Origin of the sequence: Vogesella sp. LIG4, assembly GCF_900090205.1 — a bacterium.
Classification (GTDB): Bacteria; Pseudomonadota; Gammaproteobacteria; order Burkholderiales; family Chromobacteriaceae; genus Vogesella.
Genome location: NZ_LT607802.1, coordinates 158,631 through 171,985, shown reverse-complemented (window position 1 = coordinate 171,985; position 13,355 = coordinate 158,631). Strand labels below are relative to the sequence as shown.

Sequence of the window (13,355 nt, the reverse complement as noted above, 5' to 3'; positions counted from 1 at the left end):
AGAAAATCTATGGTGTGAGCGGCATGCGTACTTATCTACCACTTAACGCGCTTCGAGCATTCGAAGCGTCAGCGCGACATCTCAGTTTTACTCGCGCCGCGCTGGAGCTCAACGTCACGCAGGCGGCAGTCAGCCAGCAGGTGCGGACGCTCGAAGAACGCCTGGGGATGCCCCTGTTCAAGCGGCTGCCGCGTGGCCTGGGCTTGACTGACGAGGGCCGCGCCTTGTTGCCGGTGCTGAGTGATGCTTTCGGCCGTATCGAAGCCGTACTGAAGCAATTCGAGGGAGGGAATTTCCACGAGGTGTTGACGGTTGGCGTGGTGGGCACATTTGCCGTCGGTTGGCTGATGCCGCGGCTGAAACGGTTCAGGGAGCTGCATCCCTTCGTCGAGTTGCGACTGCTCACTCATAACAATCTCGTTGATCTGGCATCTGAGGGGCTCGATTTTGCGATCCGTTTCGGCGAGGGGCTCTGGCCTGCAACACACAATGCCTTACTGCTCGATGCGCCGCTTGCGGTGCTGTGCGCGCCGGAGATTGCAAGACGACTTTCCGAGCCGCCCGACCTGGCAAGGGAAATACTGCTGCGCTCGTATCGCGTTGACGACTGGATTGCCTGGTTTGCCGCTGCCGGGCTGGCGCCGTGGACGATGAATGGCCCAGTCTTTGATTCGTCCCGGCTGATGGTGGAAGCGGCAGTACAAGGTGCGGGCGTCGCTTTGGCTCCACCCGGAATGTTCGTGCGGGAACTGCAGGCAGGACTTCTCGTTTGTCCGTTCGAGATGGAAGTGAAAGCCGGCAGCTACTGGCTGACGTGGTTGAAATCAAGACCCATGTCGCCGGCCATGCAGCTGTTCCATAGCTGGATACTGAGGGAAGCGGCCGGCGAAACGAGCAATCGATCCGTGGAGGGTTCCTAGCCGGGGCAGCATGAGGGGGGCCTCGCGAGGTGGGCCGACTCTGACCATTTTGTGACCATCAGAGGCCCGTTTTTAAGCTGTCAGAACGTGGTTCAGGTCGCGATGAATGTAAAAAGGGCCGGCAATACGCCGGCCCTGTTGTGCTGTCTAAGCTGTTGTCAGATAACAACTTTTATTCCCACTCGATGGTTGCCGGTGGCTTGCCGCTCACATCGTAGACCACGCGGTTGATGCCGCGCACTTCGTTGATGATGCGGTTGGATACCTTGCCCAGCAGGCTGTACGGCAGTTCGGCCCAGTGTGCGGTCATGAAGTCGCTGGTGATTACCGCGCGCAGTGCCACCACGTAGTCGTAGGTGCGGCCGTCGCCCATCACGCCTACCGATTTCACCGGCAGGAATACGGCAAAGGCCTGGCTGGTGAGGTCGTACCAGTTCTTGCCGGTGGCTTCATCCACGGTGCCACGCAGTTCTTCAATGAAGATGGCGTCGGCGCGGCGCAGCAGCTCGGCGTATTCCATCTTCACTTCACCCAGTATGCGCACGCCCAGGCCCGGGCCCGGGAACGGGTGGCGGTACACCATGTCGTGCGGCAGGCCCAGCGCCACGCCCAGCTGGCGTACTTCGTCCTTGAACAGGTCGCGCAGCGGCTCCAGCAGCTTGAGGTTCATGTCTTCCGGCAGGCCGCCCACGTTGTGGTGGCTCTTGATCGCGTGCGCCTTCTTGGTCTTGGCGCCGGCGGATTCGATCACGTCCGGGTAGATGGTGCCCTGTGCCAGCCACTTGGCGTTGGTCAGCTTGCCGGATTCACGCTGGAACACTTCCACGAATTCGGCGCCGATGATCTTGCGCTTCTTCTCCGGGTCGGTCTCGCCGGCCAGCTTGCCCATGAACTGTTCGCTGGCATCAACCCGGATCACTTTCACGCCCAGGTTCTGCGCGAACATTTCCATCACCATCTTGCCTTCGTTCAGGCGCAGCAGGCCGTGGTCGACGAAGACGCAGGTGAGCTGTTCACCGATGGCGCGGTGAATCAGCGCTGCAGCCACCGAGGAATCCACGCCGCCGGACAGGCCGAGGATGACTTCCTCGTCGCCCACCTGGTCGCGGATCTTCTGGATCGCTTCCTCGATGTAGTTCGGCATGGTCCAGGACGGCTTGGCGCCGGCCACGTGCAGCACGAAGCGGTGCAGCATCTCGGTGCCGCGCTTGGTGTGGGTCACTTCCGGGTGGAACTGCACGGCGTAGAAGCCGCGGTCCTCATCGGCCATGGCGGCCACCGGGCAGGACGGGGTCTCGGCGATGACATGGAAGCCGGCCGGCAGCGAGGTAACCTTGTCGCCGTGGCTCATCCATACGTCGAGGAAGCCGTTGCCGGCATCGTCCACGCGGTCCTGCAGGCCTTCCAGGATCTTGGAGTGGTGGCGGGCCTGGATTTCGGCGTAGCCGAATTCACGCTTGTCGCCGGCTTCCACCTTGCCGCCCAGGCTCTGCGCCATGAACTGCATGCCGTAGCAGATGCCCAGTACCGGTACGCCCAGCGCGAATACCTGTTGGTCGGCCTGGTAGTCGGATTCGTATACCGAGTTGGGGCCGCCGGACAGGATGATGGCCTTGGGGTTGAACGCGCGGATCTCGTCGATGGGCATGTCGAACGGGTGCAGCTCGCAGTAGACGTGGGCTTCGCGCACGCGGCGGGCGATCAGCTGGCTGACCTGGGAGCCGAAGTCGAGGATGAGGATTTTGTCCATGGCAGTCCTTGCGTGTATTAACCGGCTGGGGTTGGCCGGTGTCATTTTGAATACGGTGTCTTGTCAGGTGCGGCGGCGTGGCAGCCGGCGCTCCGGTATGCGGTCGCTGCGGGCGAGCAGCAGCAATATGCCCAGCAGCATCATGCCGAAGGCGGCAACGTGGCTGAAGCGCACGAAATAGTGGTCATACAGGTAAATGGCGGCACCGGCGTAGACCAGCATCGGGCTGCTGACCACGGTGGACTTGGTCAGCCCGTCCAGCAGGCCCAGTATCACGCCGGCGGCGGCCAGCAGCAGGGCGAGCAGGATGGAGGTTTCCGGCAGCAGCGCGGTGCTCTTGAGCAGCCACAGGGCGCCCAGGATGATCAGCAGGATGGGTTGGACGATGCTCGGTTTCATGCTTACACCTTGCCGCGCATCAGGCGCTGTTTCTCGCGCTGCCATTCGCGTTCTTTTTCGCTTTCGCGCTTGTCGTGCTGCTTCTTGCCCTTGGCCAGGCCGATGTCGGCCTTGATATTGCCTTTGCTGTAGTGCAGGTTGAGTGCCACCATGGTGTAGCCGGCGCGTTCCACCTTGCCGATCAGGCGGCTGATCTCATGCTGGTTCAGCAACAGCTTGCGGGTGCGTACCGGGTCGGGGTGAACGTGGGTGGAGGCAGACTGCAGCGGGGTGATGTGGCAGCCGAACAGGTAGAAGGCGCCGTCGCGGTAGATGACGTAGCTTTCTTTCAGCTGTACGCGGCCGGCGCGGATCGCCTTGACCTCCCAGCCTTCCAGCATCAGGCCGGCTTCGAGCTGCTCCTCGATGAAGTAGTCGTGAAAGGCTTTGCGGTTGTCGACGATGCTCATGGGGTCCAAGGCAGGTATTGCAGGGAATCGCGCATTTTAGCAGAACGGGCGCATTCGCCAAAGCGCTGCAAATTCATGGGCTTGATCTGGCGGCTTGCCGCCGGGCTGGGCGATTGTGTACCCTTCGTGCTTTCCCTAGCACCGTTTCAGCATGCATGTCATCGAGAAGAGCGTCCTGGTGGCGCACACCCCGGAGCAGATGTTCCGGCTGGTGGATGATGTAACCCACTATCCGCGCTTCCTGCCGTGGTGCGCCAGGGCCGAGGAGCACGAGCGCGACGGCGACCAGCTGGTGGCCAGCCTGCATATCGATTACCTGAAGGTGAAGCAGCATTTCACCACCCGCAACCGCAACGAGCCGTACGGCGCCATCATCATGGAATTGGTGGATGGCCCGTTCCAGCACCTGGAAGGGCGCTGGCATTTCCATGCGCTGGGCGATTTCGGCTGCAAGGTGGAGTTCCGCCTGAGCTACCAGTTCTCCAGCAAGATCCTGGAAACCATTATCGGCCCGGTATTCGGCCATATTTCCGGCACGCTGGTGGATGCCTTCATCAAGGAGGCGGATCGTGTCTATGGCGACGACTGAGCATATCCCGGTGGAGGTGGCGTTCGCGCTGCCGGGCCGGCAGAAGATCGTGGCGCTGCAGGTGGCGCCCGGTACCACCGCCGTGCAGGCCGTGGCGCAGTCAGGGTTGGCCGCAGAGTTTGCCGAAATCGATATGGCGGCGCTGAAGCTGGGTATCTTCGGCAAGGCGGTGCAGCCGGACACCGTGCTGCGCGCACGCGACCGGGTGGAAATCTACCGCCCGCTGCAGGCGGACCCGAAGGCGGTGCGCCGCCAGCGGGCCGAGGCCGGCAAGGCGATGAAGAAGGGCGGCGACTGAGTAGCGCCGGCAAATGAAAAAACGGGGCTGTTGCCCCGTTTTTGTTTGCCGTTGCCGCCGGCTCAGGATTCGGCGGATAGCGTGCGGTTCTTGCCGGCCAGCTTGGCCTGGTACATCACGCGGTCGGCGCGTTCGATCACGTCGATATCCTGCTCGCCGCGGTGCCATTCCGCCACGCCGGCGCTGAAGGTCACCACCAGTTTTTCGCTGCCTGTCAGGAAGAAGTTCTTGGTCAGCTCGCGCTGCAGGCGCTGCATCAGGTCCACCGCTTCCGCGGCGGCGGTGTCCGGCAGCAGCACGATGAATTCCTCGCCACCGAAACGGCCGACGATGTCCGAGGCGCGCACGCTGTGGCGGATCATGTCCACCAGGTACTTCAGCACATTGTCGCCGGTGAGGTGGCCGAAGCTGTCGTTGACCTGCTTGAAGTTGTCCACGTCCAGCAGTGCCACCGACAGCGGCTGGCCGCTGCGCTCGGCGCGGCTGATCTCGCGGGTGAAGTGTTCTTCCAGCCCGCGGCGGTTGTAGGCGCCGGTGAGCTGGTCTTCCTTGATCTTGGCGCTGGCCGCTTCCAGTGCATTCTCCAGTTCGCGGATGCGCGACTGGGCCGATTCCACTTCCTGCTTGGCACCCTGCAGCTCCTGCTGCGAGCTTTGCAGGTTGTCCTGCATGCTGGCGGTGTCATGCAGCAGGTCCTGCATGATGCCGTTCAGCGCTTCGCCGTCGTGGGCGGCGCGGATGCGTTCGCTGTGTTCGCGCAGGCGCTGCTGGAACTGGCCGGTGCCGCTGCTCATCAGTGACAGCTTGCTGAGGAAGGTGTCCAGCAGTGCGCGCAGCGAATCGGTGGCTTCGTCCAGCGAGCTGCGCAGCGAGCCCTGCTTGTGGATGACTTCCTTCAGGCTCGATTCCAGGTGATAGATGTGCTGGATCGAGATATTGGGCTGCGCCAGGATGGCCTGCAGGCTGCTGATCTGGCCTACCAGGTAGCTGTCGCCGCGGTTAAGCTCGGCGACATTCTGCAGCATCAGCCGCATCAGGTTGGCGAGGCCGGCAACCAGGCGCTCGTCTTCCTGCGACAGCAGTTCCAGGCGAATCAGGAAGCTGCGCAGTTTCGGGAAGAATTCGGTGAGCTGGCTATCGGTGCTGCAATCCTTGAGCTGCAGCTGCACTTCTTCCAGCTGCGGCAGCAGGTCGGGGTAGTGCAGCAGGCGAGGGGCGATGCCGTAGCGCAGCGCGTATTCCAGCACATCGCGCCAGGCGGAGCTGTCGTTGGCCGCAGACGCGCTGCCGGCGGGGGCTTCAGCCGCGGCAGTGTCGCTGCTCGTGCTGCCGGGCGGTTCGGCTGCTGCTGCCGGCATCTCCGGCTGCAGCCAGTTCTTGACCAGGTTGCCCAGCTTGTCATTGAGTTCCTGCGGGTTGTTGCCGAAGGTAGCCACTACCCGTTCCAGCGCGGATTGCTTGTAGCGCTGTCCCATCTCCGGGTTGCGGGTATCCCAGGCCTTGATCAGGTCGAGGATCAGCGAGCCCCAGTGCTGGTTCAGTTCACGGCTGCGCTGGTGCAGTACCGAAAGATCCATCACCAGTTGCGGCACCAGTTCCCATTTTTCATCCTGGATGGCCTTGCGCAGTTTGGTGAGGGCGATCTTGTAGCTGCTGTCGGTGACCGGCAGCTTTTCAAAGGCGTTGAACAGCAGTTCCGCCAGCTTGCTTTTCTGGCTTTCCGGCTCTACGCCGGCAATCTCGCAGTACAGGCGTTCGAAATTGTCTGGTGTGGGGAGGAGTTTGCGCAGCGTGAGCTGTTTGAGCGTTTCACGCGCGGTGTCGATCGGATTGTGCATCGTCATGGACCAGACCCTGGAGCCTTTTTTACCAACCATGTTTTGTCGTTATCGCTTGTGGTCCGCTTCCCGTCAACGCCTGTCAGTGCGGGGCTGGTCCGGGAGGGTGAGACGGATCAAGAAGTTGGAAAAATACCTCACCTTGCTTGATCATGCCAAGTTCGTTGCGGGCGCGCTCTTCAATTGCCGCGGTTCCTTGTTTTAGATCACGCACTTCGGCGTCCAGCGCGGTGTTGCGGCCAACCAGTTGCTGGTTGGCCGCATGTTGTTCCTCAACCTGTTTGTCGAGTTGCCAGACCCTGAGCCAGCTGCCCTTGCCCAGCCATAATGGCCATTGCAATGCGGCAAGCAGCAGGATGAGCAGCAGGGTCAGGCGTTTCATGATTATTTCAGGTTGTAGAAGGCGGCACGGCCCGGGTACCAGGCGGCATCACCCAGTTCTTCCTCGATGCGCAGCAGCTGGTTGTACTTGGCCATGCGATCGGAACGCGACAGCGAGCCGGTCTTGATCTGCATGCAGTTGGTGGCCACGGCCAGGTCGGCAATGGTGCTGTCTTCGGTTTCGCCGGAGCGGTGGCTCATCACGCTGGTGTAGCGCGAGCGCTTGGCCAGGTCCACGGCCTTCAGGGTCTCGGACAGGGTGCCGATCTGGTTCACTTTTACCAGCAGGGCGTTGGCCACGCCGCTTTCGATGCCCTTGGCCAGGATCGCCGGGTTGGTCACGAACACGTCGTCACCTACCAGCTGCACGCGGCCAGCCAGACGTTCGGTCAGCAGCTGCCAGCCGGCCCAGTCGTGCTCGCTCATGCCATCTTCGATGGAGATGATCGGGTAGTTGTTGACCAGGGTTTCCAGGTAGTCGGCGAACTGCTCGGAGCTCAGCGCCAGGCCTTCGGCGGTCAGATGGTACTTGCCGTCGCGGTAGAATTCGGAGGAGGCGCAGTCCAGGGCCAGCAGCACGTCCTGACCGGCTACGTAGCCGGCGGCGTCGATGGCTTCCAGAATCAGCTTGATGGCGTCTTCGTGGCTGGCCAGGTTCGGGGCGAAACCGCCTTCGTCACCCACGGTGGTGGCGTAGCCTTTGCTGTCGCACAGCTTTTTCAGGGTGTGGAAGATCTCGGCGCCACAGCGCAGGGCTTCGCGGAAGGTCTGCGCGCCTACCGGCATGATCATGAATTCCTGGATGTCCAGGGTGTTGTTGGCGTGCGCGCCACCGTTGATCACGTTCATCATCGGTACCGGCATGGCCATCGGGCCGGCGCCGCCGAGGTAACGGTACAGCGGCAGGCCGGCGTCTTCGGCGGCGGCACGAGCCACGGCCATGGAGACGGCCAGCATGGCGTTGGCGCCCAGGCGGCCCTTGGTCTCAGTGCCGTCCAGCTCGATCATGGTCTTGTCGATGAATGCCTGATCGGAGGCGTCCAGGCCGATGATGGCTTCGCAGATTTCGGTGTTGATGTTCTCAACCGCCTTCAGTACGCCCTTGCCCAGGTAGCGGCTCTTGTCGCCGTCACGCAGTTCCAGCGCTTCCTTCTCGCCGGTGGAGGCGCCGGACGGTACGGCGGCACGGCCCATTACGCCGGATTCCAGCAGTACATCGGCTTCAACAGTCGGGTTACCGCGCGAATCCAGAATTTCGCGGGCAATCACGTCAACGATCGCACTCATCTAAGTTCCCTTTAGATTTCTAAGTTGGATAAACCGGGGTTCGGTGCGGCCAACCTTGAAACAGGCTGGCCGTGGAGTCAACCTGTTACAGCGAAAGCTCGGCCAGCGGTTGCGCTTTTACCAGTCGGTCCAGCGCCACCAGGGTGGTGAGCAGCTCCTTCATGCGCGGCAGCGGCCAGGCATTGGGGCCGTCGGACAGCGCGCAGGGCGGGTTGGGGTGGGTTTCCATGAACAGGCCGGCCACGCCGGCGGCTACCGCGGCACGCGCCAGTACCGGCACGAATTCGCGCTGGCCGCCGGAGCTGGTGCCCTGGCCGCCCGGCAGCTGTACCGAGTGGGTGGCATCGAATACCACCGGGCAGTTGGTCTCGCGCATGATCGCCAGGCTGCGCATGTCGGACACCAGGTTGTTGTAGCCGAAGGAGGCGCCGCGTTCGCAGGCCATGAAGCTGTTCGGGTCCAGGCCGGCTTCGATGGCGGCATCGCGCGCCTTGTCGATGACGTGCTTCATGTCGCCCGGTGCCATGAACTGGCCCTTCTTGATGTTCACCGGCTTGCCGCTTTGCGCCACGGCGCGGATGAAGTCGGTCTGGCGGGCGAGGAAGGCCGGGGTCTGCAGCACATCCACCACCGCTGCCACGTGCGGCACTTGCTCTTCGGTATGGATGTCGGTGAGTACCGGCACGCCGATCTGGCGTTTCACTTCCGCCAGGATGCGCAGGCCTTCTTCCATGCCGAAGCCGCGGAAGGACTTGCCGGACGAGCGGTTGGCCTTGTCGAAGCTCGACTTGTAGATGAAGTTGATGCCCAGTTCCTGGGTGATTTCCTTGAGCGCGCCAGCGGTATCCAGCGCCATCTGCTCGCTTTCGATCACGCAGGGGCCGGCGATCAGGAACAGCGGCTGGTCGAGGCCGACTTCAAATCCGGCAAGTTTCATGGTGTGTCCTTTCAAGACAAGGTTGGCCGCATTGGCCGCGAAGCTCGCGCTTCGCCACCTTGCGGCCAACTTTGGTCAGACGGGCTGACAATGGCTGCCTGCTCAGGCCTTGGCCTTGTCCGCCTGGTAGGCGAGGGCTGCCTGCACGTAGGCGATGAACAGCGGGTGGCCATCGCGCGGTGTGGAGGTGAACTCCGGGTGGAACTGACAAGCGAAGAACCAGCGATGGTTGGCCAGCTCAATGGTTTCCACCAGTTTCTCGTGACCGGCGGACAGGCCGCTGATGGTCAGGCCGGCTGCCTGCAGGCGCTGTACATAGTGGTTGTTCACTTCATAACGGTGACGATGGCGCTCGGTGATCTCGGTGTTGCCGTACACGCGTGCTGCCAGCGAGCCGTCGATGAGGTCGCACTGCTGGCCACCCAGGCGCATGGTGCCGCCCAGGTTGGAGTTTTCATCACGGGTTTCGATCTTGCCGTCGTGGTTTACCCACTCGTCGATCAGCGCCACTACCGGGTAGTCGGTTTCCAGATCGAACTCGGTGGAGTTGGCGCCAGTCATGCCGGCCACGTCGCGGGCGTACTCGATCAGCGCGATCTGCATGCCCAGACAAATGCCCAGGTAAGGGATGTTGTTCTCGCGGGCGAACTTCACCGCCTTGATCTTGCCTTCCACGCCGCGCTTGCCGAAGCCGCCCGGTACCAGGATGGCGTCCATGTCTTTCAGCGATTCGGCGCCGTCGCGCTCGATCTCTTCGGAATCGACATAGATGATGTTGACGTTGGTGCGGGTGTGCACGCCGGCGTGCTTCAGCGCCTCGGACAGCGACTTGTAGGATTCGGTCAGATCGACGTACTTGCCCACCATGGCGATGTTCACGCTATGGTCCGGGTGCTCGATGGCGTCGATGATGCGCTTCCAGGTGGACAGGTCGGCCTTCGGCAGCTCCAGTTGCAGCTGCTCGGCGATGATGTCGTCGATACCCTGCGCGTGCAGCATCTCCGGCACCTTGTAGATGGAGTCGGCGTCGTAGCAGCCGATTACCGCGTTCTCTTCCACGTTGCAGAACAGCGCGATCTTGCGCTTTTCGTCTTCCGGCAGCTCGCGGTCCATGCGGCACAGCAGGATGTCCGGCTGGATGCCGATTTCGCGCATCTCTTTAACGGAGTGCTGGGTCGGCTTGGTCTTGATTTCGCCGGCGGTGGCGATGTACGGCACGTAGGACAGGTGCACGAACAGGGTGTTCTTGCGGCCCAGGTTGGAGCGCATCTGGCGGATGGCTTCCAGGAACGGCAGCGATTCGATATCGCCGACGGTACCGCCGATTTCGACGATGGCAACATCCACGCTGCCGGCGCCTTCGCGCACTTTCAGCTTGATTTCGTCGGTGATGTGCGGAATGACCTGCACGGTGCCACCCAGGTAGTCGCCGCGGCGCTCCTTGGTGATCACGGATTCATATACCTGGCCGGTAGTGAAGTTGTTGCTCTTCTTCATCTTGGCGTGGATGAAGCGCTCATAATGGCCAAGGTCGAGGTCGGTTTCTGCACCGTCTTCGGTAACGAAGACTTCACCGTGCTGGAAGGGGCTCATGGTGCCCGGATCCACGTTGATGTAGGGATCCAGCTTCAGCATGGTGACTTTGAGACCACGGGATTCGAGAATGGCGGCGATGGACGCGGCAGCGATGCCCTTGCCCAGAGAGGACACCACACCACCGGTAACGAAGATGAACTTGGTCATGGGATTACGGCTCTATGAGAATCCGGGATTCTAACAGCAACGCCCCGGTTTTTGAATGGGGGCGCCGCACGCTTTGCTACGGAATCTTACCGCCTGTGGCGTGTTGGTTGCAGGGTGTTGCGCCGCAGGTTGTTGATTTGCCAGTGTATTTGTAATGATGTGCTGCCAGGTGGCATGCAGTATGCGGTTTTTTGCTGCGCACTGCCGCCGCTTTCGGTATCATGCCGCCTTTCTGTGAAACCTGACGCCGCCTGCTTGCTTGCAGGCGCTTTCGCTTGCCTGTCAAAGCTTGTGCTGCGGCGTTAATTTATGGTATAAATGTTTCTTTATACCGGCTTTTGGGAGTGACTCACCATGGCGCGTGTTTGCAAAGTCACCGGCAAGCGTCCGATGACCGGGAACAATGTGTCCCACGCCAATAACAAGACCAAGCGTCGTTTTCTGCCGAACCTGCAGTACCGCAAGTTCTGGGTAGAGAGCGAAAACCGTTGGGTGCGCCTGCGCATCTCCAACGCTGCTCTGCGTACCATCGACAAAGTAGGTATCGATGCCGTTCTGGCCGACCTGCGTGCTCGCGGCGAACTGTAATCAGTCGACCGACAGCTCTTTAAGGGAATAAGCCATGCGCGACAAGATCAAACTGGAATCGACCGCTGGTACTGGTCATTTCTACACCACCACCAAGAACAAGCGCACTATGCCGGAAAAAATGGAGATCAAAAAATTTGATCCCGTTGCCCGCAAGCATGTTCTGTACAAGGAAACCAAGCTGAAGTAATTCGGCCAGGTATCCCGCTAAAAGCCCTCGGTTTCGAGGGCTTTTGTTTTTTGCAGCCAACGTTGGCCGCATGGCGCTTGCGGCGCCGGCAAGAAAAAACCCCGCCTGGCGGGGTTTGCTTATTTCTGCAGCAGCTGGCGCACGCGGCACCAGTCTTGCCAGGCTTTGGCTTTTTCGCCGGGGCTGCGCAGCAGGTAGGCGGGGTGGAAGCTCACCAGTACCGGGTAGCGGCCGTACTGGTGCTGCTTGCCGCGCAGGTTGCCCAGCGAGGCGGTGCTTTGCAGCAGGCTTTGCGCGGCGAAGCGGCCCACGGCCACGATCAGCTCAGGGTCAACGCTCTCGATCTGCCACTGCAGGAAGCGCTGGCATTTCACGATCTCGTCCTGTGCCGGGTTGCGGTTGCCCGGCGGGCGGCACTTGAGCAGGTTGCAGATGTAGACATCGCGGGCGCTGTCGAAACCGGCGGCCGCCAGCATGTTTTCCAGCAAGTGACCGGCCTTGCCGACGAAGGGCAGGCCCTGCAGATCCTCCTGCTCGCCCGGCGCTTCGCCAATGATCAACAGCCTTGCCTGGCGGTTGCCACGGCCGACCACGGTATTGCTGCGGGTTCTGGCCAGCTGGCACTGCTGGCACGCGGCTACCTGCGCATGCAGGTCGTCCCAATCGCTGATGTTGATGACGGCAGGGGGGGCCGGCTGGCTTGTTTCCTGGGGATGGACATCAGCCGCCGTCGGGGCTGGCATGGCTGCCGGCGTTGGGGCAGGTTGTTCTAGGCTTGCCGCCTGGGCAGGAGCAGGCTGCGCTGCCGCCTCCTCAACAAGGGCTTCGACGATGGCCGGGTTGCGCAGCTGCCATAAGGGGCGGATGCCAATCTCGGCCAGAATCTGCTGCTGCCGGCTCATAGGGCGGCCTCCATCAGCACGGCGTGCTCACGCGGGCCGTGTTCGGTGCGGTAGTAGTGCTTGCGCAGGCCGCACTCCACGAAACCGCTGCCGGCATACAGTGCGCGGGCGGCGTGGTTGCTGTCGCGTACTTCCAGCAGCATGCGTGTGGCGCCCTGGCTGGCGGCAAGCTGCATCAGCTGCTGCAGCAGACGGCGGCCGTGGCCGCGGCGCTGCTGTGGCTGGCAGATGAAAATATTCTGCAGCTGGGCTTCGTCCAGAATCAGCAGCAGCACGGCGTAACCCAGCACGGTGCCATCTTCCTCGCGGTAGACGTACACCTGATCCTGGCCGGCCAGCGAGTCGGCATACATGCCACTGCTCCACGGGTGTGCGCAGCAGGCGGCCTCGGCGGCGGCCAGCTCGATGGCGGCAGCCGGGGCGAGGAGGCGTTGCAACTCAGCCACGCTGTTTGTCCCGTTGCTCGGCAGCGGTGAGTGCCACCTTGTCGCGTACATACAGCAGCTCGGCGGTGGCGCTGGCCGGGTAGCGCTGCGGCTGGCGCTGGAACAGCTGGATATAGTGCTCGGCGCGAGGTTCGCAGGCAATGAAGCGTTGCGGCTGCTCGCTGAAATAGTTGGCCGCATCACCGGCGAGGACATCCCCGGCCTGCAGCGACAACTGTTCCGGCTTGTATACGCCGGTGCCGCCGATGGCCTTGCCATCCAGGTAGCGGCAGGCATACACCTCGCTCATGCGCGCATCCAGTACCGCGATGCCGGTTTCCGCCGGCAGGTTCAAGGCAATGGCATCCAGGGTGGGAATGCCGTGCAGCGGCAAGTTGGCCGCAGTGGCGAGGCCACTGGCGACGCCGGCGGCAATGCGCAGGCCGGTGAAGGCACCAGGGCCTTTGCCGAACAGGATGGCGTCCAGGTCGGTCAGCTGGATGCCGGCCTGTTGCAACAGGTCGGCAATCACGTTCAGGGCCAGGTCGGAGTGGCCCTGTTTTACGGTCTGGTGGTATTGCAGCAGCTGTTGCTGGTCAAGCAGGGCAACAGACAGGTTGTAGTTGGAGCAATCCAGGGCAAGCAAACGGGTCATCAAT

Annotated in this window: 16 protein-coding genes; 5 read left to right on the top strand and 11 right to left on the bottom strand. The window is 62.0% G+C overall.

Annotation, left to right across the window (positions count from 1 at the left end; genetic code table 11):
• Nucleotides 1-23: 23 nt before the first annotated feature.
• Nucleotides 24-920, top strand: coding sequence for a LysR family transcriptional regulator (locus tag PSELUDRAFT_RS00790; protein WP_088965049.1), 897 nt, complete (start codon nucleotides 24-26; stop codon nucleotides 918-920).
• 172 nt (nucleotides 921-1,092) lie between these two features.
• On the opposite strand, the gene guaA is transcribed toward PSELUDRAFT_RS00790, so the two are convergent.
• The 3 genes from guaA to smpB form a co-directional block, all read right to left on the bottom strand.
• The gene (guaA, locus tag PSELUDRAFT_RS00785; protein ID WP_088965048.1) at nucleotides 1,093-2,670 is read right to left on the bottom strand and encodes a glutamine-hydrolyzing GMP synthase; all 1,578 of its coding nucleotides are present in this window, start codon (nucleotides 2,668-2,670) and stop codon (nucleotides 1,093-1,095) included.
• 63 nt (nucleotides 2,671-2,733) lie between these two features.
• Nucleotides 2,734-3,069: a hypothetical protein gene (locus tag PSELUDRAFT_RS00780; RefSeq protein WP_088965047.1), complete on the bottom strand. Its 336-nt coding sequence runs from the start codon at nucleotides 3,067-3,069 to the stop codon at nucleotides 2,734-2,736.
• A 2-nt stretch (nucleotides 3,070-3,071) separates the two neighbouring features.
• Nucleotides 3,072-3,518, bottom strand: coding sequence for an SsrA-binding protein SmpB (smpB, locus tag PSELUDRAFT_RS00775; RefSeq protein WP_088965046.1), 447 nt, complete (start codon nucleotides 3,516-3,518; stop codon nucleotides 3,072-3,074).
• A 151-nt stretch (nucleotides 3,519-3,669) separates the two neighbouring features.
• Here smpB and PSELUDRAFT_RS00770 point away from each other — a divergent pair, with 151 nt between their 5' ends.
• Both PSELUDRAFT_RS00770 and PSELUDRAFT_RS00765 read left to right on the top strand, forming a co-directional pair.
• Nucleotides 3,670-4,107, top strand: coding sequence for a type II toxin-antitoxin system RatA family toxin (locus PSELUDRAFT_RS00770; protein WP_088965045.1), 438 nt, complete (start codon nucleotides 3,670-3,672; stop codon nucleotides 4,105-4,107).
• The gene (locus tag PSELUDRAFT_RS00765) at nucleotides 4,094-4,405 is read left to right on the top strand and encodes an RnfH family protein (protein ID WP_088965044.1); all 312 of its coding nucleotides are present in this window, start codon (nucleotides 4,094-4,096) and stop codon (nucleotides 4,403-4,405) included. The genes PSELUDRAFT_RS00770 and PSELUDRAFT_RS00765 overlap by 14 nt, the downstream gene beginning before the upstream one ends.
• Before the next feature lie 62 nt (nucleotides 4,406-4,467).
• Here PSELUDRAFT_RS00765 and PSELUDRAFT_RS00760 read toward each other — a convergent pair whose 3' ends face one another.
• The 5 genes from PSELUDRAFT_RS00760 to PSELUDRAFT_RS00740 form a co-directional block, all read right to left on the bottom strand.
• The gene (locus PSELUDRAFT_RS00760; RefSeq protein WP_088965043.1) at nucleotides 4,468-6,249 is read right to left on the bottom strand and encodes a diguanylate cyclase; all 1,782 of its coding nucleotides are present in this window, start codon (nucleotides 6,247-6,249) and stop codon (nucleotides 4,468-4,470) included.
• Between the two features lie 76 nt (nucleotides 6,250-6,325).
• Nucleotides 6,326-6,625, bottom strand: coding sequence for a cell division protein FtsB (gene ftsB, locus PSELUDRAFT_RS00755; protein ID WP_088965042.1), 300 nt, complete (start codon nucleotides 6,623-6,625; stop codon nucleotides 6,326-6,328).
• 2 nt (nucleotides 6,626-6,627) lie between these two features.
• Entirely contained in the window at nucleotides 6,628-7,911 is a 1,284-nt protein-coding gene (gene eno / locus PSELUDRAFT_RS00750; RefSeq protein WP_088965041.1) for a phosphopyruvate hydratase, read from the bottom strand.
• Between the two features lie 85 nt (nucleotides 7,912-7,996).
• The gene (gene kdsA / locus PSELUDRAFT_RS00745) at nucleotides 7,997-8,848 is read right to left on the bottom strand and encodes a 3-deoxy-8-phosphooctulonate synthase (protein WP_088965040.1); all 852 of its coding nucleotides are present in this window, start codon (nucleotides 8,846-8,848) and stop codon (nucleotides 7,997-7,999) included.
• 102 nt (nucleotides 8,849-8,950) lie between these two features.
• Nucleotides 8,951-10,591, bottom strand: coding sequence for a CTP synthase (locus tag PSELUDRAFT_RS00740; RefSeq protein ID WP_088965039.1), 1,641 nt, complete (start codon nucleotides 10,589-10,591; stop codon nucleotides 8,951-8,953).
• A 354-nt stretch (nucleotides 10,592-10,945) separates the two neighbouring features.
• On the opposite strand from PSELUDRAFT_RS00740, the gene rpmB reads away from it, so the two are divergent.
• Nucleotides 10,946-11,179 (top strand): 50S ribosomal protein L28, encoded by a 234-nt coding sequence (gene rpmB / locus PSELUDRAFT_RS00735; protein ID WP_026107616.1) that lies wholly within the window; start codon nucleotides 10,946-10,948, stop codon nucleotides 11,177-11,179.
• A gap of 34 nt (nucleotides 11,180-11,213) precedes the next feature.
• Nucleotides 11,214-11,369, top strand: a complete 156-nt coding sequence (gene rpmG, locus PSELUDRAFT_RS00730) for a 50S ribosomal protein L33 (RefSeq protein WP_017506994.1) — start codon at nucleotides 11,214-11,216, stop codon at nucleotides 11,367-11,369.
• Between the two features lie 119 nt (nucleotides 11,370-11,488).
• Here rpmG and PSELUDRAFT_RS00725 read toward each other — a convergent pair whose 3' ends face one another.
• The 3 genes from PSELUDRAFT_RS00725 to tsaB are packed head-to-tail and all read right to left on the bottom strand — an operon-like array spanning nucleotide 11,489 to nucleotide 13,351.
• Nucleotides 11,489-12,271, bottom strand: a complete 783-nt coding sequence (locus PSELUDRAFT_RS00725; protein ID WP_088965038.1) for a uracil-DNA glycosylase family protein — start codon at nucleotides 12,269-12,271, stop codon at nucleotides 11,489-11,491.
• Nucleotides 12,268-12,717 (bottom strand): ribosomal protein S18-alanine N-acetyltransferase, encoded by a 450-nt coding sequence (gene rimI, locus PSELUDRAFT_RS00720; RefSeq protein WP_231895272.1) that lies wholly within the window; start codon nucleotides 12,715-12,717, stop codon nucleotides 12,268-12,270. Before rimI ends, PSELUDRAFT_RS00725 begins: the two co-directional genes overlap by 4 nt.
• The gene (gene tsaB / locus PSELUDRAFT_RS00715) at nucleotides 12,710-13,351 is read right to left on the bottom strand and encodes a tRNA (adenosine(37)-N6)-threonylcarbamoyltransferase complex dimerization subunit type 1 TsaB (RefSeq protein WP_088965036.1); all 642 of its coding nucleotides are present in this window, start codon (nucleotides 13,349-13,351) and stop codon (nucleotides 12,710-12,712) included. The genes rimI and tsaB overlap by 8 nt, the downstream gene beginning before the upstream one ends.
• Nucleotides 13,352-13,355 lie beyond the last annotated feature (4 nt).